Annotated in this window: 17 protein-coding genes and 3 pseudogenes; 1 reads left to right on the top strand and 19 read right to left on the bottom strand. The window is 48.3% G+C overall.

All coding sequences use genetic code 11. From position 1 onward, the window contains the following. Nucleotides 1-217, top strand: a pseudogene (locus ACNPAA_RS17760) (transposase); the annotation flags it as partial. Here ACNPAA_RS17760 and ACNPAA_RS17755 read toward each other — a convergent pair. From ACNPAA_RS17755 to ACNPAA_RS17665, 19 genes and pseudogenes are all read right to left on the bottom strand, one after another. Then, a pseudogene (locus ACNPAA_RS17755) lies at nt 197-325 on the bottom strand (IS630 family transposase); the annotation flags it as partial. The pseudogenes ACNPAA_RS17760 and ACNPAA_RS17755 sit on opposite strands and share 21 nt — an antisense overlap. Nucleotides 326-430: 105 nt before the next feature. After that, nucleotides 431-1,744, bottom strand: coding sequence for a capsule biosynthesis protein (locus ACNPAA_RS17750; protein ID WP_161653794.1), 1,314 nt, complete (start codon nt 1,742-1,744; stop codon nt 431-433). Nucleotides 1,745-1,751: 7 nt separating this feature from the next. Beyond that, on the bottom strand, nt 1,752-3,836 hold the full coding sequence (locus ACNPAA_RS17745; RefSeq protein ID WP_417891927.1) for a capsular polysaccharide biosynthesis protein: 2,085 nt from the start codon (nt 3,834-3,836) through the stop codon (nt 1,752-1,754). A gap of 23 nt (nt 3,837-3,859) precedes the next feature. Beyond that, nucleotides 3,860-4,924 (bottom strand): galactosyltransferase-related protein, encoded by a 1,065-nt coding sequence (locus ACNPAA_RS17740; RefSeq protein ID WP_417891926.1) that lies wholly within the window; start codon nt 4,922-4,924, stop codon nt 3,860-3,862. After that, nucleotides 4,924-6,447, bottom strand: a complete 1,524-nt coding sequence (locus ACNPAA_RS17735; RefSeq protein WP_417891925.1) for a glycosyltransferase family 4 protein — start codon at nt 6,445-6,447, stop codon at nt 4,924-4,926. The genes ACNPAA_RS17740 and ACNPAA_RS17735 overlap by 1 nt, the downstream gene beginning before the upstream one ends. Nucleotides 6,448-6,449: 2 nt before the next feature. Beyond that, nucleotides 6,450-8,624: a glycosyltransferase family 4 protein gene (locus tag ACNPAA_RS17730; protein WP_417891924.1), complete on the bottom strand. Its 2,175-nt coding sequence runs from the start codon at nt 8,622-8,624 to the stop codon at nt 6,450-6,452. Between the two features lie 82 nt (nt 8,625-8,706). Further along, nucleotides 8,707-10,128, bottom strand: a complete 1,422-nt coding sequence (locus tag ACNPAA_RS17725) for a hypothetical protein (RefSeq protein WP_417891923.1) — start codon at nt 10,126-10,128, stop codon at nt 8,707-8,709. Nucleotide 10,129: 1 nt separating this feature from the next. Beyond that, nucleotides 10,130-10,897: a heparinase II/III domain-containing protein gene (locus ACNPAA_RS17720; protein WP_417891922.1), complete on the bottom strand. Its 768-nt coding sequence runs from the start codon at nt 10,895-10,897 to the stop codon at nt 10,130-10,132. A gap of 374 nt (nt 10,898-11,271) precedes the next feature. Then, nucleotides 11,272-11,898 carry a hypothetical protein gene (locus ACNPAA_RS17715; RefSeq protein WP_417891921.1) on the bottom strand — a complete coding sequence of 209 codons (627 nt, stop codon included), beginning with the start codon at nt 11,896-11,898 and terminating at the stop codon, nt 11,272-11,274. Then, entirely contained in the window at nt 11,895-13,118 is a 1,224-nt protein-coding gene (locus ACNPAA_RS17710; protein ID WP_417891920.1) for a hypothetical protein, read from the bottom strand. The genes ACNPAA_RS17715 and ACNPAA_RS17710 overlap by 4 nt, the downstream gene beginning before the upstream one ends. Before the next feature lie 53 nt (nt 13,119-13,171). Beyond that, a complete protein-coding gene (wecC, locus tag ACNPAA_RS17705) occupies nt 13,172-14,413 on the bottom strand; it encodes a UDP-N-acetyl-D-mannosamine dehydrogenase (RefSeq protein WP_417891919.1) in 1,242 nt (413 codons plus the stop codon). Nucleotides 14,414-14,505: 92 nt separating this feature from the next. Further along, nucleotides 14,506-15,585 (bottom strand): non-hydrolyzing UDP-N-acetylglucosamine 2-epimerase, encoded by a 1,080-nt coding sequence (wecB, locus tag ACNPAA_RS17700; protein ID WP_417891918.1) that lies wholly within the window; start codon nt 15,583-15,585, stop codon nt 14,506-14,508. A gap of 112 nt (nt 15,586-15,697) precedes the next feature. Then, a complete protein-coding gene (locus ACNPAA_RS17695; protein ID WP_417891917.1) occupies nt 15,698-16,657 on the bottom strand; it encodes a CgeB family protein in 960 nt (319 codons plus the stop codon). Between the two features lie 246 nt (nt 16,658-16,903). Beyond that, nucleotides 16,904-18,106: a sugar transporter gene (locus tag ACNPAA_RS17690; RefSeq protein WP_417891916.1), complete on the bottom strand. Its 1,203-nt coding sequence runs from the start codon at nt 18,104-18,106 to the stop codon at nt 16,904-16,906. Between the two features lie 15 nt (nt 18,107-18,121). Further along, nucleotides 18,122-18,772 (bottom strand): ABC transporter ATP-binding protein, encoded by a 651-nt coding sequence (locus ACNPAA_RS17685; protein ID WP_417891915.1) that lies wholly within the window; start codon nt 18,770-18,772, stop codon nt 18,122-18,124. 22 nt (nt 18,773-18,794) lie between these two features. Then, nucleotides 18,795-19,595 (bottom strand): ABC transporter permease, encoded by an 801-nt coding sequence (locus ACNPAA_RS17680; RefSeq protein WP_417891914.1) that lies wholly within the window; start codon nt 19,593-19,595, stop codon nt 18,795-18,797. 63 nt (nt 19,596-19,658) lie between these two features. Then, the gene (locus ACNPAA_RS17675; protein ID WP_417891928.1) at nt 19,659-21,428 is read right to left on the bottom strand and encodes a polysaccharide biosynthesis/export family protein; all 1,770 of its coding nucleotides are present in this window, start codon (nt 21,426-21,428) and stop codon (nt 19,659-19,661) included. Nucleotides 21,429-21,452: 24 nt separating this feature from the next. Continuing rightward, a complete protein-coding gene (locus ACNPAA_RS17670; protein ID WP_161470123.1) occupies nt 21,453-21,827 on the bottom strand; it encodes a hypothetical protein in 375 nt (124 codons plus the stop codon). 397 nt (nt 21,828-22,224) lie between these two features. After that, nucleotides 22,225-22,349: pseudogene (locus tag ACNPAA_RS17665) on the bottom strand (IS1595 family transposase); the annotation flags it as partial.

The raw sequence follows: 22,349 nt of genomic DNA, 5'->3' as shown, positions 1-22,349 counted from the left end.
ACTTGGGGAGGTGCGGCGGCTGGTGATGGATGAGTTTGCCCTGCACAAGGGACACCGCTATGCCACCGTGATCATGGATGCCGAGCGAACCCGCGTCCTGTGGGTGGGGCACGGCAACAGCAGGGCCGCTATCCGTCCCTTCTTCGAGCAGCTCGGCGAGCGATGCCAGCAGATTGAAGCGGTGGCGATGGACATGAACACGGCGTTCGACCTGGAACAGCAAGATGGCCATCAAGCGACGAGCATGCCCTTTATCACGCGTGGCATGGATGATTTTGTGAATGCGGCGCCGTTGTGGTCGTGGCAGGGGTGGTAGGATAGGCATCAACTCAGTCCTTTTGGTGTGGCTTGTTTTGTTTCGCGCCTAATGAGATCGCACAAACTGGACTGAGTTCCCTTCCTCCTGTGATCTACTATTCGGAACAGCTATTTAGAGCATGGTCACCGGAGTGAGCATCTCCTCGGTCAGGAGGCAAAATGCACTCAGGATGGCCAAGGCCCCGACAACGCCGGAAGGTGTTGCCGCGCGTTGACTCTTCTGGGCAGAGAGGGCCTGCACATTGTGCTGCTGGATCTTCTCCACCACGGCCATGGCACCCATGTCCAGATGACGGTAGAAGCTGGCATTGAGCTGGGTCAGATGCAGCAATGACTGGCGCATCCGTTCGAAGGTCTTTTTGCAAACCGGATCTTGTTTGTGCCAAAACCCTTCAAGGGAGCCTCTTGTCGTCAGACCTGGCAGATCATAGAGGGCCCGCCCCATGCAGAAGGTCGGCACATGGTGCAACAGGGCGGAGAGGCCTACCGTGCTGTTGATGGTGATAACCCCTTTGAGCAGTGGATAGAGGGTGGGCAGTGGCAGCTCATAGCCATAGAACACCCGCCCTTCCAGCCCGAGCAGTGTCACCAACCGGTTGATCTGGGATTGATAACTGACATAGCCCCGATCCATGGGGTGGTGCTTGAACAGCAGCACATCCTCACGGCGGGCGTGCTCGGCGAAGGAGTTCATCACCTGGGCGACCATCTCTTCCACCCCGCTCAAATCCGAATGCTCCCGGATCTGAAAGTCTTCGGTGACCTGCAGCGGCACGAAGAAGATATGCCCCTTGTGCCGGGGCAGGGCCTTGAGCAGGGAGTGGTCGCTCCATCTGTGCTTCCACTTCACCAGGCCCCCAGCGACCCAGCCCCTGGCCTCCTGATAGAGACTCCAGGGCCTGTGATTGACGAAATGGGGGTAGCGCCAGCGCAACAGGTTCTTGTTGATGTGGTAGCGGCTGGCATACCAGGCCCGGCGGGCGAAGGTCTTGCCCACCTTCAGCGGCGCCTCATAAGGCGCTGGCCATGTCATCTCGGCCAGCGAGTCACGCTTGGCATAGAGCGGGCTGAAGGCATTGACGCCCCCTTGCTCCAGGGTCACGAAGTCGGGACGCAGGTAGCCCTCCTCCATGGCCCAGACACGGATTTTTTTCAGCTTGCAGATACGGATGGCCTTCTGATGGTAGTAACGGCAATCACCGTAACAGATGAGACTGTCGATGCCATGGCGCTTGATGAAGCGGCGAAAGAAGGTGTTCCAGGTATCCGGCTTGCCGGTGAAGCGTTCGCTATGGCCCACGCAGCGCCAGCACTCATCCCCCCCGTTGAAATGGATCTTGTAGACCTCGTGGCCAGCGTCGGAAAGCACCTGGCTGAGGGTCTGAAAGAAGGGGCCCAGCGGTCCTTGCAGCAGCAAAATCTTCATGTACGACTTATCTCATCAACTGGGGAAGGGAGGGGCGTTGCAGCAGGGTCTGCACCAGATAACTCAGCTTGACTTGCCAGCGCTGCCAGCGGCTCGACTTGCGGGTAGATGATTGGCCTTGTGTGGCCAGTTGGCGGATCAACTGTTCCGGACTTATCCAGAGTCCGCTCTGCCAATCGATATAGAGCGGATAGGCTACCAGGGTCAGATAGACCAGTGCCGCCAGGGGGAGTGAGCGCTGGCGCCGGGCCGGGGGATGGGCATCTGTGGTCAGCCCCCAGCCGCTGTAGAAGGGCTGGCCCCAGGTCGTCACCTTGACCCCTTGCACCAGCGCCTCGAAGCCGCTCAGAGAAGTCATGGTGTGCAGCTCGTCCACGTGGGGATAGAGGCTGGTCAGGCCGATATCCAGCACCTGGCTGTCCACGCACTCCGCCAGGCAGGCCGCAGAAATAGCCCCGGCTCGATTGCCCGCCACCACATCCGGGTGGGGTTTGTAGAGGATGTGGGCCTCTGGCTTGGCGGCGCGCACCGCCCACAGCAACTGCTCGTTGCTGCGAATGGTCGGGCTGCCGGTCAGGATAGAGGCATCCCCATCCACCTGGCCCACCACCAGCACCAGAGGGCGGCCATCGGCGGGAGGCGTGAAGTGCGCCGGGGCGCCGACATTGTATTTGCTCACCTTGTTTTCGCGCAGCAGGGTGAGCAGTAGCTCGCCACGGTCGAGCTGTGACTGGGTCAGCTCCTGATAATTGAGCAGTTGCTCGAGCCCGCTGGGGCTGCGGCTGTCGAAATAGATCCCGACGGGATCCAGCGACAGGGAAGAGGGGCGGCACAGGTTGGAGCCAAGCCCCCTGGAGCGGATAAAGCCATCTTCCACCCGAATGGCCGAGGTGAGCTCGGGGTAACGACTGCCCCACACCAGCACCTGCTCGTCACCGGTCAGCCGTTTTGGCGGCTTGCGCACAAAGCAAAGTTCCTCGGCCAGGGGGTGGCAGAAGGCCTGCATAAAGGCGCGCTTCCACAAGGAGAACCCCACCAGATAGAGCCTGCGCCAGCGCGGTGCTGCCTTCTGCTGACGGGCGATGATGGCGATCACCTCTTCCACCTCGCAGCGTTGACCAAGCACGGGATCCAGATAGCGGGGATAGCAGATCAGCGCCGCCGCCACCAGTTGGGCCAGTGACACCTGAACGTTGCGGCGTTTACACTGTTTGCTGTCCTGGGTCAGACCCCAACCGGCATAAAACGGCATGCCGAAGCAATACACCGATTTGCCGAGCAGCAGTCCTTCGAAGCCAAGCTGGGATGACACTGTGTAAACGGCGTCCACCAGGTTGAGCAGGGCATGGGGATGACAATGGTCAGCAACGATCTCTATATCCCTCAGTTTCAGTCTGGCCAGCACGCCACGCTTCTTGCCAAAGCGGGTGTCCGGGTGGGTACGAAGCAAGAGACGGGCATCGGGATGATTGCGCCGCGCCGCCTCCACCATGGCGATAAAGTCCGCCTCGCTTGCCAGGGCGCCGGGAATGGAGAGATCCCCGGCCACCTGATCCACCAGCAAGACGCAGGGCCGGCCATCTTGCAGCAGGCGCTGGGCCAGTGCCATAGGCAGCCCGGCGACATCCTTCGCCGTCAGGCTGGTCGCCGAACAAGAAGAGAGAGAGGCGGGTCGCCCGGCATAGCAGTTGTATTTGGTGACCCCAAGGCGCACCAGCTCATGGACAAGCCGCTCGGCTCGCGCCAGCATGGCGGCGTCACAGGGGGTGGCGATAAGCTGTTCAAGCTGGCTGGGCTGGCGGGCATCGTAATAGATACCGACCGGATCGGCGATAAGGGAGACCGCCTTGCCGCCATTGGCCGGATGACCGATATAGCCGATAAAGCCATCTTCCAGTTGCCAATAGGGCAGGCCAAGATCTTGTGCCTGCTGCTTGATCTGACGGGCATTGGCCTTCTGGCCCCAGCCAACCAGCGCATCGCCAGGTTGGGGCGTGGCATCAGAAGTGAAACGCGCCAACGGCTGATCAAGGCAGGCGCTGATCTGGGTGCTGCGGGCTAGAATGCCGCCAGATTGAGTCCATAGAGTCATACAAGTTGCTCAAATAATAAGATTCAGCGAGATGTGGGTTTGAACATGTCTCTGAAAAAAGCCCGTGGGTTGAGGTAGAGCTTGCGTACTTTGCGCCACAGCGGGCGCCTGAGCGTGATCCCATCCTGCCAGCGTAACAGCCCCGGGTACTCGCTGACGGGATACCCCGCCTCTTCCTGCAGGCGGATCATCCACTCCCGAAAGTCCGGCAGCTCGCCATTGAGGTCATTGCAGGGCACCACGGGCCCCTTCAGGGGGCCTCGCTCAGCCTCGCTGCGTGACAGCATCTGTTCCAGTAACTGATCATTGCCCGCCCGTCGCTTGTGATAAGGGTGCGTCAGGGGTCGCGGGTGCCATTGATGCACCAGGAAGCGACCGGCAAACAGGTGGGGGAGGGCATAGTAGCTGAAATAGCGGCGAAAGCCCTGATAATCTCCCGGATGCTGGGCCTTGATATTGAGGGCATAGTCAGCAGGACGAGGCCCTATGGGATAGTGGCGGGTGAGCCGGTCTATCAGCTCCAGATCTTCGCCGCCATGGCCGACAAACTGCTCGTCAAAGCCCCCCAGCTGCAAGAACCACTCGCGGTTCATCAGCAGGCAACTGCTGGCCAGGGCGATGCCCTCCACCCTGTGGTTTTCACCACGTAAGAAGGACTCCAGACAGCCCTGAAAATCCCCGTCAAACCGCTCCGTCTCTTCCTTGGTCAGATAGAGGCAGGGATACATTTCAAAGGCAGTAAGACTTTTATCGGATAACAGCTCTGCCTGTTGAGACAAGTCCTTAATTAAGGCTTCAGAACAAAGCAGATCCACATCAAGAAGAAAAATAAAACCGAAACTGGCAGATGTAATGGCTTGATTACGGGCCATTCCTGGTGAGAATGGCATGGCGGAGTCAAGTGGTACGTTTTTATAATGTATGTTTGGTGCTTTACTCACTCCCCCATTTTGACTCAGGTAGCTTTGGTCATAAATCATGACTTCGCCTAAAAATCTGACTACCTCGATGGCTGTGTTATTCGTCAGTCTTGTTTCAAAACCAATATCTCTATTGAAATAAGGTATGATAAATGATATCTGGCTCATCAGGTGTCTGAATCTTGATAAAGACTATGATACATTTGCTGATAAAGCATCGCGTTGCGATACCAAGTTCTATTGTTATTAACCCAATGGACGGCATTTTCAGCCAATAGTTTGATCTGTTCCTGATGATGGTACATGTATTCTATTTTACTACATAGAGACGTTTGGTTGTTGGAATCACATATGGTTCCAACGTTACCATCATTTACCAACTCAACTAATGGCGGTAGGTTAGAAACCAACACGGGGACCCCCATCGCCATTGCTTCAAGAACCTTCATCGGTGGAACATATTTGCAAACGATATCGGCTCTTCGTGGATACGCACACATGTCGAACACAGAGTACCAGTCGTTTACCTCGTCATGAGGGATACGACCATGGTAGCTGACACATTTATGTTGCGCGGCCAAGGTGCTAATTTCATCCTCATATGGTCCGGATCCTACGATGGCCAAGTGTATATTCAATCCAGACCTGTTCAGATGGACACACGCGGAGATAAGTTCATCGAGTCCTTCATAAACAGTAATTGAACCAATAAATCCAATCAGAAAGGTCTCGTTAGAAGTGATCTTTTTACGGAGTCCATGTGCTCTTTCCTGAGGTTTGAATACATTCGTGTTCACAGCATTTGGAATGACCCATACTTTATGTTCAGCTATACCCCACGATATAATTAATGACTTCATTGCAGTGGACAATGTAACGATAGCATCCGCCTCATTCATAGCCATTCTTTCCATATTATCGTCATACTTGAACATATCTGTATGTTGATATTCCGGTTCTTTGGAAAGTCGAGTGTAATGCCACAGACCTCTAGCCTCATAAACACTTTTAATGCCAATGAGTCTTGCCGCCTGGACGGCGGCTAAACCATTGAGGTAGTTTGAATGTCCATGAATGACACTGATGTCTGATTGCTCCGCAATTTTTGCAGTCTGTTCTGCATAGTGTTGCACATATTTGCTATCAGCCACTTGACGATATTGATATTCATGATTATCCAATCGATAGATAGTTACGCCATCAAGAGTGTCACTATTGAGGTAAGGCTCTTGTCGATGCTTGATCAGATCCCAAGGATATCCTGGACGTGTTACCGCCGATAGAGTGATACCGATTGGTTTTAGTGATGAGAAGATGGCTGAGGTGCGATGCCAGTATCCTGCCAGATCATAAGGTGCCGAGTTATGTAGGCAAAACAGTACATTTTTATTGAACTGGATATGGCGGGTCTTGCTGTGAGTGGCATCAATGAAACTAACGTTAGATGATGAGATTACTCGACAAATCTCGTTGACTCTCACCTTATATTTCTGCTCTTTATCCTGCTTCGGTGACCACGAGTCACTAATAGCATATGCTTTACGGGCATTATTCTTCTTGGTCAGGAAAAAGTAAGAAACATGGTATATGTGTTGGGGGAAAAATCTGTGCAACAATGTGACTGCCCCAGAGATATTTTTTTTGGCTGCCCATCGAGTGAGCAGCCCAGCTTTCTTTAAAAGAATCGACACGCTTATTGACCAAGCAGACTACGATAAACGTTATCAACGCGTTTGGCGATTACCTTCCAATCGCGTTCAGCCACAACCCACTCACGGGCCGCTTGTCCTAGCCTAATTCGAAGGTCAGGATCCATGATCAGCTCACTTATTTTTCTAGCCAGATCTTCAGGATCATCTTTTCTATGCAATAGTCCTGTAACCCCATCATCGATAATTTCTGCCAGAGCTGCAACATCCGAAGATACGACCACTTTACCCATGGCCATGGCTTCAAAGGGCTTGAGTGGCGATACCATTTCACAGACAGGCAGTCCCTTTCTTGGTAAAGGGCAGATATCTACAATAGAGTAGTAATCTTCAATTTCATCATGAGGGACTCGACCTGTAAATGTTACATAATCGGTCATATTAAGTTCAGATGTGATTTTTTTTACATTATCAATAACCGCACCGTCACCAACAATAAGGACTGCGAAGTTATTTATTCCTTGTTGCCTTAGAATTGATGCTGCTTGGATAATGTACTCAACACCTTCGTATTGAACTACGGAGCCTAAGAAACCAATTATAATCTTGTCCTCCAAGCCAAGCTTGGATGCAAGTTCATGATTTCTAGGTTTTGGTACAAATCTTGATGAATCTACGCCATTTGGTAATAGATGAATTTTCTTTGCTGCTACGCCGCGGCTTATTAACTCATTCTTGAGTGCATTGGTAAGAGTAAATACTGCATCTGCATTTTTAGCAGCTTGAGCTTCAAGATTGACCATCATTTGATAGTATTCACTATCTTTCCATTCTGGCTCCCTAGATATTCTTGTTATTTCCCAAAGCCCGCGTACTTCATAAACTGACGCGATTCCTAACTCTTTCGCTATTTTAACTGCAGCCAAACCATTCATGTAGTTAGATGCAGCATGAATTATCGATGGCCGCTCGATAAAACACTTCTCTTTGAGTGCGCTAGAATATTCTGAAATATAGTCATCAAGTGGGATCTGACCAAAGGAATTTCCATCGGCTTTTAATGCATGATATCGAACTCCATCGATATCATGGTAGTTGATGAAATCTTCATTTTCGAATCCTTCTCTATCCTGAGGGTACCCTAGTCTTGAAACGCCTTGAATATTCCATTTCTTATCAATTGAGGTCAGAATACCATGGGAGCGAGTTGCATACCCACCGGAGTTATATGGTAGTCGGTTGTGTAGTAAATATAGCACCCCACTCTCAGAGGGGTTGTAGTCTGGGGAGAGGGAAGAAATAGTGCTTCCTTCAAAACCATATTCATAAAGTTTGCTGAAGCTATTTATTGAGTTTCTTTTACGTAAAACTAATTCTGATGCTTCAGCGTTTTCAATCACAAGTTTAGCTTTTTTTATACTTCCTATAGACAGATAGTAATCAGCAAGTTTACGAGACCAGCGGCAATCTAAAGTGTGTTTAGTTAATTTTTCTGCAACACATTGATTCAATGGTGAGTATTTGTCCTTGCATGCCATGAAAGCAAATTGTAGGAATCGCTTAATGTCCTGCTCAGTGTTCATTGTGAGTTCTATTTCATCCAAAGAGCCAACTTGTTCTCCGTGCTTCTCAATCATTTCCTCAACTTTAAATTTTATGATGTATAAACTATATAATATTTCATTAGACTTGTTTGAAAGTTCAATGCATAGGCTTCTAAATTTTGACGCATTCAGTGTACTAACTGCACGTTTTAAAAATACTTCGGCAAATTTGATATCACTTGGATGTGCTAGTACATAGTCAGAACCCAACTCGCACGACAGTTCTGCATCTATATCTTTGAAGTATATGAAAAACTTTCTTGATGAGATTGATTTTGAGCTCGGGTCTAACAAAACTAGAAATTTATGCCATTTTGAAGCATTTAATGCGTCTTTATGCTTGCTCAGTGTTTTGTATACAATATCAATATTCGATTTATTTGGTTTAACTTTATCTAAATTTGTAAGCTGATCTTCGATAATCTGTGCTTCATGGTCTTTCCCTAATTTCCTCAGTCTATTCGCATAAACTGCATTGAAGCTTGGATCAAAATAAACGTCTATCGCAAGTCCCCCATACTTTATGGCGAGATTTGGATAGCTGTCTTTAAACTGTTGGAATATGAGTCGTGAATTTGACGCCGAGCGACTCCCATTTTTAGTAATATTCTTCATTGCCCAATAACCAATTAGTCGTTCATTATTGGAGCTTAGACATAACCTACGAATTAGTTGATGGAACTTGTTTGAAATAATGTTAATTATAATCATAGTAAACTTCAACATCTCTATTTAATCCAGTTATTTTTTTGTTTTCAATGATTTTTATATTGCTTTCTTTTAAAATATTCAATAATGAATTTTTTATTTTATTATCTGGGTCATTATTTAGATGTTGACTCTCTTGCTCATATGCAGCCAACCAAAATGATGAGTGATCTTCATATTTTAGGTGACGGTATCTGAGAGCTATTACAATAAAGTTGTAATAAGCCCTTGGGTATTTTAGGTCAAGCAACTCTTTTTTTGCATAATCCAAATCAATATCATTAACAAGCTCCACAGTTGCACAGAAGTGTTTTGGATGACTAAATTTGTCTATATGTAATCCATTTAGTTCATTGACTGACTTGTCAACTGTTTCTAAAGCCAAATCATTTACATACTTAGATTTTTCAAAGAAGTACTTTAGATTGAAGTCGCAAGGTTGCTTATTTGCAAGACAGGCAAATGCATAAGTAATGCACTTCCTACATTTCAAGCACCATTTCCCGGCTAATCTCTCGCACATATATAGATTTGAATAATAGTCATTATATCTGCATGATAGTAGTTTAAAAGCAACATAAGGTGTTATGCTATAGTTGAAGTTTTTGAAATTAATTGCTAGCCCAGTAGACATAAAAATAGCATTAGATAGATGCGAAATAATATTTGGCCTAGAATTTCTAAATGGAATTGCTCTATTTTTGCTAACGGAATTGTGAAATTCAGTGCTATCATATCCAAATGAAAGTAAACGATAATTTTCTTTAACAAAGATTGGTGCCATGAAGGCTGAATAAAGTGCCAATCCCGGGATTTTACCAACACTTCTATTAATTACCTTAAAGTGAAAGTCGCTAATAACTTTTGCAGATGAAAAGCCTTTACCACTCATGAATTCTAGACTTTCGTTTATTATATTTGATTTTTTTTCTAAGTTATTTATATCTTCATCCCAAACAAGTCTTAGTAGGTTGATTTTTTCCTCCCCAAATATCTCTCCTTGAATGGCTGCAGAAACTAGGGAGTCTTTACCTCCGCCATAGAATAAACCAACTTTATCAGAGACAGGGATCGTTGCTGGCCTGTCATTCGTAACGTTTGATTTATAGATAACATTTTTAATGTTATGGTATAGACATATCTCTTTAAATACACTCTCATGCATAGGAGAGCGTAAATGTGAGTAAATGCTAATATTATAGTTTTTATGTATAATTGCATAACAGGGGATGACTACAGAAGCAAAAATAAAATGTATTATAGCGTCATCAATAAAAACGTCCCTTTCATATTTCAAGGTGATTTTTTCTTCCTTAAATACACCTTCCAAACAATTGCTAGCTGTCCAGTGAATGCTAAGCTCACGTTGTATTTCATTATAAAAATAACTTTCTAAAGTTAAGTTTTTCATATTAACAAAACCTTATTTTTTCTGATTTAAATATCGATGAAATAGATATTGTTTTTGAGTCTTCTAGTTTTACTTTGTAAAGATTTTCTTTTTTGGAAAAAATGGTTGCTATTACGCCTGAGCTTGCCTCAATGACATTTATAATGGAAGGCGCTGTTTTAAGTGATTTATATTTATCTGAAACAAAAGATGCCAGTCTATCGTTTTCTGTTCCAGAAATTATTTTCGTGGATATATCGTTCTTGGTATCCTTAGAGTAAAAATCCACGTCATAACTTATTATTGTTTTATTTTTAAGCGTCAAGCTATCACTGTCGTCATTAATTTCAGATGTGTAGTTAAATTGAAACTTTTGTTTTATTTCGCTTATTTTTTCTGTAGTGAAGTCATCAATTACTAGCAAGAAATTTCCTGGTGAAAAATATATGCTTCTTGTTTGACTCGAAGCATCACCTTGTAAAAATGCACTAATCAAAATGCCGCTATTTAGCTTCTCAAATTTTATGACATTTGATTTAAATAGTTCTGTAGTTACTGGTTTTTGGTTAATAAGCAAACAATTATGTGCATCAGCAGAAAGGACGTACCTTCTTTCCGGCCCACTTGTATAGCCATACTTGCCAGCATCAACTATAATTGGCTCGTCAAAATCGAACCATTCAAAACTTAGCTGATCTGAGTGGCTATGTACTGTGCTTCGTTTAGCTGTGGAAAAAAAAATACCGGCAGTTGAGTTCTTCGCACTAAAATATCCGCTTTGTGAGAACATCTTATAATAAATACTTTGATGTTCTGGCGAGAATCTAAGTTCATCATCAACCAAGTCTTTTATTAAGTGTGGTTTTGAAGTTCCTGAGTCACCAAATGGATATAATTCGCCATTGGGCCGGCAAAGCCAAAAAAAATTCTTCCGAACATTCTCTATTTCATCTGTAATGCCTAGATCATCATACCAGCCGCATTGCAGAATAGTCTTGAACTTATTGTAAGCGAAGATGTGGTATTCAGGAGAGTTCTCGGTGTGTATACCTTCTGGGTAAAATTGATTTCTCCAGAGTTTTATAATTCTAGGGAAGGTGCGAATAAGTCATATGGCACGAGAGCATTTACTGGTAACCAATTGATATTAAATGACTAAAATTTTCATTTTTTGTTCGTGGGATACTTGTTCGCACTTTCCCTAGATGAAGCTTTGTCTCTCAGGGGGTTTTCAATGCCACAACCATTATAAAATGTATTTGATAGGGCCATAAGCCCATGAACTTGAAATATACCATGATTGTTTAATGAAAATTCGCTGTCATCTAGGAGTCTAAGGATATGTTCCTTTGCCAACTCTGTAAACCAATTGTATTGACTCACATTATTACATTTCATGTGGTAAGCAATGTATGCAATTTTTTGAGCCCTAAGGCCTACTGCCATATCATACCATAAAAATTTGTGCTTGTTTTCTCTAGAGAAATCAAACCATGACTTCATAACAACTGAGGCTTCAATCAAAAGATCTGTGTTACGTGTTTTGTCGTACTCTAATAATATAGGGTCTATGTTCCTCCACGCATGTAATTGAAATGTCCAATTCCTATCATTAAATGGGTTTTCATTCCAGTATTTTTCACCGCTTAGCAGGTAGTGCTCTAAATCGCTTCTAGGCTTAAAACCCAATTTTTTGAGTGAATCATAAGACTGAACGTTGACTGTTTCAATAGTTTTTAAGTCTATCTGTATAGGGTTATTAATTCTTTCTATTAGATAGCTGACATTCATTCTTGTATTCCTATTTTTAGTCTTTTTATAAAGACTTTACCTGGGGACTTCCATTCCATAAAACCAATTTTTGAAAAATACAAAGAAGCGGGTATGTTTATATTGAAATCTTGTCTTGATTTTTCAACTTCTATATACATAAATGCGCATTTTAACCCTCGTGAGTAGCTTAGTCCTGCTTCCTTCAATATATGATAGTCATATTCTTGAGTATTGATCGCTAAAAGTGCGGGTTTACATTTAGTGTTTACTGAAGAAGTTAAAATTGTCCCAGATATGTTTACGTTATGAACATTACTCAAATTTGATGTTTCAATCCAAGTTATTTTTCTCTCTAACTCAATCTCTTGTAATCTCTCAATAGAAATGTCTGTTTTATCATTGTTGCTTGAGGAGGCATGTATAGCTAGAATTTCTTCCTTAAACATTTCTTTTGTAGAGAATGAACTGTGTCCTCTATCATCATGGAACAATTCTGTAGTTAATTTATTATTGAAGGTGCCAGCAGTTGATACAAGCTCCAAATATGAAGATAAAAAGGGGATGTAATGATTTCTAACATGTGTTAGATCTTGGCTGTTCTGGCGATAATAGATAGAGGGGATATAGTTGTAGTGTTTGAATGCTCTAATTAGACAGAAACGGTAGTAATAATGATCTCTTATTACTTGTTCATCTTTCCCAAAACAGGTGGAAAATAGCTCCACAAATCTCTTCGAGTACTTCAGGATGTCAGTTTGTGGGTTGTTTACAACTGCACTTGATCCTTTTAAAATAGTGGCTGCCATTATTGCTGCAAATCCACCTCCAGATGAACCATAAAAAACTACGTTGTTGGTAGATAATTTAACCTTAGTTAATATTGTGTTTATTATATTATTTATGTACTTTTGAAGGTCAAACTCATCAGTTCCTACATACCATGCAAGGTTTGTTGTTCTAAAGTTAGAAACTATAGGGTCGTCAATAGAAATGAAAGAGAATTTGTGTTCTTCTGCCCAACTCCAGCGCATGAAGTTTGGTTGACTATGATCTCTTTCATTATTGGTGGCACCATTAAACAAAACTACAATAAACTCAGGGTTAGGTCTTATATGAGATAATATCCTAAGGGTTATGTTTTTTACAGGTTCAATTTCATATACTGTTGGTTCATTTTGAAAATGAGGGAATTCCGATATATCCTCAATTTTAAAATTTGGAAACCCTGTGTTTATCATAATGTATCTCTTATTAAATAAGGAGGGTTGCTAGCTACAACCCTCCTTTTAAATTACATAGTTATATTAACGAAGTCCAAAACTTTATTGGGTGATGATAAATTTAGGAACTGACTATGTTTTACTAACACCAATATTATATCTGCCTTATTCAGAGCGTTTGGTAACGTTTCAAGTTGTACATTTTCAAGCGTGTTCAGCTTGTTCGGAAGCTCATGGATATTGGGTTCAACTGCCAGGATGTTATAACCCAATTTTGCCAGTTCTATAGTGATATCCAATGCTGGGCTTTCACGCAGGTCGTCGATATCAGCTTTGAATGCTAGACCCAGGCATGCGATGGTTGGATGCACTATACCTTCTACTGCACTAATGGTCTGTTCAACCACATATTTGGGTTTATAATCGTTTGTTTCACGGGCAGTACGAATAAGTTTAGCTGTGTCCGGGTTTTGGTTGACGATAAACCAGGGATCGACCGCGATGCAGTGACCACCTACGCCGCAACCCGGCTGCAGGATATTGACGCGGGGATGACGGTTGGCCAGGGAGATCAGTTCCCACACATCGATGCCCTGCTTGTCACAGATAAGCGAGAGCTCGTTGGCAAAGGCGATATTGACGTCACGGAAGGCGTTCTCGGTCAGCTTGCTCATCTCGGCGGTGCGAGCTTCGGTCGCGATGCACTCCCCTTTTTTCACGAACATCTTGTAGACCTGGGTGGCGGCAGCGGTGCTGGCCTTGTCCATACCCCCGATGATGCGATCATTTTCCACCAGCTCGCGGATCACCTGGCCAGGCAGGACCCGTTCCGGGCAGTGCGCCACAAAGATATCAGGGGTCTGGCCCTCGGCAACAGTGTGCGGGAAGGTCAGATCGCTACGCTCTTCCGCCAGCCATTTGGCCATCTGCTCGGTGGCACCGACCGGAGAGGTCGACTCCAGTACCACCAGGTTGCCTTTCTCCAGCATGGGGGCCAGGGCGCGAGAGGCGCTCTCGATATACTTCAGATCCGGCTCATGATCCTCGCCCTTGAAGGGGGTCGGCACGGCAATCAAGAAGGCATCCGCCTTCTGCGGGCTGGTATGGGCACTCAGATGGCCATCTTGTACGGCTTGCTTGACCAGGTCTTCCAGACCTGGCTCCACGATGTGGATCTTGCCCTGGTTGATGGTGTTGACCGCATGCTGGTTGACATCCACGCCCACGACACGAATGCCATTGCTGGCGATGACTGCGGCGGTTGGCAAACCGATATAACCCAGACCCACGACAGAGATGGTTTCGAATTTCATTTTATTTTGTGCTCTCGATAGTAAAAAAGGGGCATAACCCTTGCCCCTAGACAGGTATGTAATCTGTAACTCAGGCCACTTGCAGGCTGCTGTCAATCGCCACTCAGACCCAGCACGGCCTCGACGATACGCTGGCTGGTCTTGCCATCCCCATAGGGGTTGTTGGCGTGGCTCATCACCTGGTAGGCCAACTCGTCATCCAGCAGGCGGACTGTCTCGGCGACGATGGTCTCGTCACAGGTGCCGACCAGACGTACGGTGCCAGCCTTGACGGCGGCAGGGCGCTCCGTGGTATCGCGCATACAGAGCACTGGCTTGCCCAGGGTGGGTGCCTCTTCCTGAATGCCACCGGAGTCGGTCAGGATCAGGTAGCTCTGCTTCATCAGGTAGACGAACGGCAGATAATCCTGTGGCTCGATCAGGTACACGTTGTCGAGACCCTTGAGGTTGCGATTGACCGGCTCCTGCACATTGGGGTTGAGGTGGACCGGATAAACGATCTGCACGTCATCCCGCTGGGCCAGCACCGCCAGCGCCTTGCAGATGCGCTCGAAACCATCACCATGGTTCTCACGGCGGTGGCCGGTTACCAGGATCAGCTTCTTGCTCTGGTCAAGGAAGGGGAAGCGGGCAGCCAGCTCTGCTTTCATGCCCACGTTCTTGTCGATGCGATGGGATACCTCGATCAGGGCGTCGATCACCGAGTTGCCAGTGACGAAGATGGTCTCGGGGGTGATGTTTTCCATAATGAGGTTTTTCAGCGAGCTGATGGTCGGGGTGTAGTGCTGGTCGGCAATCCCCCCGGTCAGGCGGCGCATCCCCTCTTCAGGCCAGGGGGAGTAGATATTGCCGGTGCGCAGGCCGGCTTCAACATGACCCACTGCGATGCGGTGATAGTAGGCCGCCAGGGTCGCGGCAAAGGAGGTGGCGGTGTCACCGTGTACCAGAATACGATCCGGCTTGAACTCGGCAAACACAGGTTTCAACCCCTGCAAGATGGCGGTGGTGACGTCGGTCAGATCTTGCCCCGGCTTCATGATGTTGAGGTCATAGTCAGGCTTGATCTCGAACAGATTGAGCACTTGGTCCAGCATCTCTCTGTGTTGTCCTGTGACACAGACTCTGATATCCACCTTGCGATTGGCCTGGAAGGCCTTGACGATTGGGGCCATCTTGATTGCTTCAGGCCTTGTCCCAAATACCATCAATACCCGCTGCGCTTTCATCGGCATAATAGTCATTCCCGTGTGAATTAATTGAATTTAAGTATTGTCCCAAAACTACTCAATAAAGGCTGAGGTCACGATTAAGCTGTGCCAGCCGGTGTTGCCAAGTATGCTGGGCAAGCACTATCTCCCTTACTTGCTTACCCAATTCGCTTCTTTGTCGAATATCTTTCTGTAATTGCACACACCACTCTCGCGCCGCGCTACCGTCCTGCACCGTGACAATGCTCTTGCCAAAAATGTTATCCATTGCTAACGATGGTGTACTGACAATAGGGCACCCTGCCGCTGCCAACTCAAATACCCGGCGAGATAACATGGTTGGTGATTTACTGACGGTGTTGAAGTTCAAATAAAGCTGATATTGACGATAGGCCTTGGCAACCGATACCGGTGAGATGGCCGGCCTGCAATATGGTTGCAGTTGTTCTGGGTAGCTGCAACCGTTGTTCTTTTGCCAAAACCTGTCGAAAATGATTAGCCCTTGGTCACGCAGTGCATATAACACCTCTTCTTGTGCCCGGCTACGCTCTGCCAATTCGTTACCATAATAGCCGCCCAAAAAGGCGATCCCTGACTCCCGTACTTCCGTCGCTGCGGGCTGATACCAGCGTGGCTGGGCAGCAAACATCAAGACCCCCACGTGCCGGAAGGCTTGACGAGGCAGGGCCTGATAGCGAGCGACTGAATCGGCATCCGTGGTGTAGACCACATCGAACAGCGCCGCGGCATCGGCAAAGCGTTCGAAATGAAAGGGGTCCTCTTTATTCCAGAAGATGGTGGGTATGTACCGTTTTTGGCAAAATGCCACCAATTTACTCAATTCGGGTTTGACCGGGGAGCTATGGGCATAGCTGGCAATTTTTCCTTGCCAACTATTTTTATGACCACTCCATGCTGACTCGACAAACAGAAAGTCTGGTTTGAATATCCTCAGTTTCCATTGCCAGTCTGATGGCGTGATGTGAATAAGGTCTGCATCAGGCGTCAGGCTGAACGTGGTGAACTGGTCGGCCACTAACGCAATGCGCGGGCGTTTATTATTATGCAAATGGATTGACTCACAGCTTAAATAGAGTAGGAAATGCGATACTCAAGCGTCGATATGACAAGAGAGTGGGTGTTTCGTCAATAGGGCGCCTTGGTTAAGCGCCGCAATAATATCCCTGTTCACTCCCGGTAATCAGGAATGCAGGCGAAGCACGAAATAGGCCATACCCATAGACTTGATCTCGCCGGTATGGTCCAAGTCAGCACCTCGTTGTCAATCCTGGTGCTCACGCAGGGTGGCTAGGCCCATCACGATCAGCCCGTAGAAGAGGAACAGCAGCACACCGACTGTGGCCAGGTTGTAGAGACGGCGAGGGTATTCCGCATCCTGGGCAAGGCTTGGTTGACTGATAACCAGCAGGTGTTTGAGCTTGCGGTATGCCTCCACCCTGGCCTGCTCCAGACTGATGAGTCCCGTCTTGTAGAGATCTGCTGCCAGAGTGGCCTGGGTTTGCACATCCATGTAACCGGCGTTGATCTCGTTCATGGCATCTTTATCGAGACCGGTGAGCTTGGCACGTTCCTGCTCCAGTTGCCGGGTCAAGGCATCGACCCGGCTCTGCACCGAGATGACACCGGGGGCATTCTCTCTCATATAGCTGCGCAGTTGTTTGAGCTGCGCCTGCTGGTTCACCAGCTCGCCCTCAATCTGGCTGACGACCCCGAGACGCGCGCTGCTGGTGGATTCGGGGCTGATGAGTTGATGGCTGTTTTGAAACGCCAGCACCTTGGCCTTCTCATCCTGCAGCCGTCGATAGGCCCGATCGACCTCTTTCTCGACAAAGGCCAGCTGATCCAGCGCCACCTGATGCCCCAGTTTGTTGATAAAACGCTCGGACTCCTTGAGCATCAGACCCACGACCCGCTGGCCATATTCGGGGTCAAATGCCTGCAATTCGATGGTCAGCACACCCGACAGCTCATCCAGGCGCAGTGTCAGGTGATCGCGGTAATATTCGATGAAGTCTTCCCGGCTGACATCCTGTGGCAGGCGGGAGAAATAGTCGGCCTGGTCGCTCTGGTAATGGGACTTGAGGTCAAGCTCTTTATCCAGCTTGGCCAGCAGATCCCAGGAGTTCAGATAATCCTGAATCAGCAGCACATCTTGATGATTGCTGCCACCAATACCCAGCATGGACAGGGCATCGGGCAGCATCTTGATCTGGTCCGCCTGCTTGATGATAATCTCCGCCCGGCTCACGTAACGGTCAGAGGCGATGACCCCCAGATAGAGAGCCGCTATGGTAAAACAGGCCAAGACCCAGAGAAAACTGCCGAGTTTGAGACTCTGCTGCCAGGAGCGGTGAGCAATCTGAAAACCGCTGGAGTCGATAAAGAACTGCTTGGGTTCATTGCCGAGCTTGCGCAATTTGCGTGCGAAGCGGGATGGTCTTTCGGAGCGGATAGGTTGAGTCATATTGGGTGCAACTTGTTAAAGATCCTGATAAATGCGGATGGCATCATCGATATCATCGAATATTTCTAAGGCGCTGTTGCGCAGCAATATCCCCATGTCGCACTGCTGGCGCAGGTTTTTCATGTCGTGGGACACCATGATAAGGCTCGCTGTCTCGCGCTTCTGATTGAAGACATCGATGCATTTTTGTTTGAAACGGGCATCCCCCACCGAGGTGATCTCATCGGTCAGATAGATATCAAAGTCAAAGGCCATGCTGACGGCAAAGGAGAACTTGGATCTCATGCCGCTGGAATAGGCTTTTATCGGCAGCTCGAAGTGCTGACCTATTTCGGAGAACTCCTTGACCCACTCCTCCACCGCCTGCGTGTCGCGCACTCCGTGGATGCGACAGACGAAGCGGGTGTTCTCCCGCCCCGTCATGCTGCCTTGAAATCCACCACCGAGGGCCAGTGGCCAGGAGACGCGACATTGGCGCGTAACCTTGCCCTTGCTTGGGGTATCCATGCCCCCCAGCAGACGAAGCAGAGTGGACTTGCCAGCCCCGTTGACCCCCAGAATACCGATGTTGCGATCCCGCGGTAGTGTGATGCTCACATCCCGCAGCACATAGTTGCGGCCGAACTTGGTGGGGTAGTACTTGGATACATTGTCGAGAATGATCATGTTATTCCGCACTCATTGACGATCAACTGGCGATCAGCCGGCGATGGCTCAGACGATAGCAGCTCATGGCAAAGGTCAGCAGCAGCAATGTGATACTAAATAGGTAGGTCCAACTCACATTGGGACTGCTGTAACCGGCGAGCCAGCCGCTTCTAATCAGTTCAACGGCATGCACCAGCGGGTTCCATAAAAACCAGTGCTGATACTGTGCTGGTATGGCCATCAGGGGGTGCATCACGCAGGAGATAAACATCAGTGGCATCATTAGGAGGCGAAGAAATTTGTCCGCTTCCTGAAATAAGTTACCAGCCACGCAAAAAACAATGCCGAGGGAAAACGAGAACACCATCAACAGCAGATAGATGAGAATGACCTGCAGCAGATCGGCCGGAATGGCATCGAACCCGAACCAGAGCAGCCCCAGCACCAGTATGATGCCCACTATCATGCCAATCATGGCCTCGAGCATGAAGCGGGCAACAAAGGTGGCAAAGGGGGTTACCTGTCGGTAGCAGAACAGCCCAGTATTGGCGCTGACCGCGGATTGAAGCTTGCTCACGACATTCTTGAAAAAGAGAAAGGGCAAATAGCTTGCAGTGATAAATAGCGGCGCCGGCGCCCCCCCGAATCCGCTATGGCCGCGCATGCCAAAAATGAGGCTGAATGCGCCAATGATGAGCAGTGGGTCGAGCAGGGCCCAGGCATAGCCCAGCCGGTAACTGCCAAAACGGGTCTTCAGTTCTCGGATAAGCAAACCGAACGTCACATCGCGCAGTACCTGCAAGGGTGTTCGAGGTGTTTGATTGAGAATGGGTTTATGCATTGAGTCGTTTACCGTATGGCAGACTCGCCGATTGGCGAGCCTGCATTGTTCGGTGTGGGCGGTTTAGTTGATGGCTACGTTCGCCGCCACGGCGATCTGATAGATGATCTGGGTGATGTCTTTGACAGATTGCATGGTTTTGCTGTCAACCTTGGGCAACACCATGATCTGATCCCCTGGCTGAACATTCCCCTGGCCCTTGAACTCCACCAGCCCGTTGGCATGCACCACGGCGATGCGCTGATCATTGGCTCGTTCGGTAAACCCACCGGCCCAGGCGACATAATCATCGAGGTCGGCATTGGCGTTGTAGACCACGGCTTGTGGCATCAACACCTCACCACCCACCTGGATAAGGTCAGTCTTGTTCGGGATCACAATCTGGTCGCCTTGCTCCAGCTGAATGTTGGCGATGATGCCCTTGTCGGCGACCACGACCTTGCCCAGGGGCTGAATCTTGCGAGCCTTGTCGACAAATTGCATGACCAGCTCGGCCTCTTTGGCACGGATGGTCGCCTCACCATCCGAACTGGCCGGCGCGGTGAATACGCTGCGCTCCAGCCGGTTGAGCGACTCATCCAGCATCTCTTTTTGCCGGATGGCCACGCTCTTGCGCATCAGATAGATGGATTGGTAATCGGCCAGATCCGGATTGATCGGAATGTGGTTGAGCAGATCGTGCAGTTTGGTCTCTTTGCGGACGGTGAAGTAAGAGGGACCCATATAACTGCCGGTGACCTGCACATCGTAAACTTGTGCATGCATGTCATCGTTGAACAGCACCTTGTCACCGTCTTTGAGTTGGACCCGGGCAAAATCTTTGTAAGGCAGATAAATAGAGAAAGGACCGTTTGCACGATCGCCAATGACCCCGACATGACTCACCTTGGCGAGGGGCAGGGCATAATTGACCAGTTCCGAACCCAGTGTATTGCGCTGCTTTAATTCGAAGCGGAATGGGTTGCGAACCTTGCCAGCCACATTGATCATCGGCCCTTGGGGTTCCACCAGGATCACATCCTGATCTTTGAGGGAAAGCTTGGGCATTTTGCCTTTTTGCATGAACTCATACAGGTCGATCTGCTGGAGGACCTGGTTTTGGCGCAAGACCTTGATTTGACGGTAGCTGCCACGCTCTGAATCAATGCCACCCGCCCGCTTGAGGAAATAGAGCACGCTGTCAGACGATTGCCCGGCATATTGGCCTGGGCGGATCACCGGCCCCGTCACGAATACACTCACTGGGGTTGTCGTCAGCAAATTGACGTAAATGTTGACGTTGTTGGTGAATACATCACCAATCTTGCTGGTTACCAGATTATTGATTTGGCTGGCTGGAACATTCTTGACATTGATTGGGCCTACATCAGGGATGAAAATATTGCCCTGATTGTCGACCGTTACCACATTGGAGAAATTGACGGCGCCCCAGATCCAGATATTCAGCTTGTCACCTGGTGCTATCAGGTAATTGTCATTCAAACCATCGCTGCGTTCGGTTTCATATCCACCGGCAAAGAGGTTGGCGCCATAGGGGGGGGGGAGTCCGACCTCGGCCTGTGGCAGTAACTTCCGAACATCTGCCTCACCTGGCAGCAACATGCCCTGCCGATTTTGTTGCGCAAAACTGCCGGTTGTTGAACTCGTGTTGGCCTGACCACTCAACGATGACTGGCCACCAAGTTGGGGCCGATTGTTATCCCCTGAATTACCCGACAGGGTATAGCCAAATGATGCCCCATTTGCCTGGGCCTGGTCCGGTGCACTAGCCGCCATGGTGGTGCAGGAGGCACTGATGAGAAACAGGAGGGTACTCAGATGACGAACGTTCATTTTCAAAACAGATACCTTCGAGTTTTATTGTTCAGCAAGAAGGCTGCTGACAGAAGCTTGATCCAATTGAGGTATCAGGTACCACAGTTCTTCGCTCTTGCATGCGACACTTCTTTGCGAGTGGCCTTGCATGTTGTTGAACAAGAGGTCAACGCACTCACGTCCCATGGCCGACACATAGCGTTGACCCAGGGTGAAGGTAACGCCGTTTGTGCTAAGTGCAGCCCCCTGAGGTTGAGTGTTGAGCGCCTGTTGCAGGTTTGCTGGCATGGCTTGCAGTGCTGTGGTCGATGATGGATTGACGAGGGGACGGGAGGCTTCGACCTGCTTTGGTTCATATGCGCAGCCAGCAATAGACATGGCTAGTGATATCGCCAGAAACCGGGTTGCGTAGTTCATGTGTCAATATTATCCATGGAGTCAAAACTTGAAATGTAAATAATGCGTTAATTTTGTGTTATCGGTGGTGTTCGTCTTGCGATAATACTTGCCTCATGTCCTACCTTGGTCGTGCTGTACTGAAACTGTACATGGAAGTACATTATCTCAAAAGGAAAAAAAGAGAAAAGCTACCGCACTGAAGTGACATTGCTCCGGCCTATGGGGTCAAATTGGGGCTTGAAATAAAATTAAAAACAAAAGACGGACTGTCATCAACAGCCCTGTTTGAATAGCTTTCCAGTCGTGCTGGAGCCGAGCCCGCGTATATTGCGTCATTTCGAGGCGCTCGTCATGTTTAATTTTATTCCGGGCGCATATTACCTGTAGGCTGCGAATGAGTCAATACACATCCTGATTACCCATGACCCTCAGCCAGCTTCAAGAGCCGATATGGCATCGGAGGGCTTGCCACGACTGCATGCCCCAATTCAACCAACATGCTCTTGAGGTCAAAACGATGATTAAACCGGAAGCAGTATT

Source organism: Aeromonas sp. PS2Canimalfood6, from assembly GCF_048276795.1.
In the GTDB taxonomy this organism is placed as follows: Bacteria; Pseudomonadota; Gammaproteobacteria; order Enterobacterales; family Aeromonadaceae; genus Aeromonas; species Aeromonas caviae.
The sequence above is the reverse complement of the archived record's forward strand: the minus strand, read 5'-3'. Positions and strand labels throughout refer to the sequence as shown.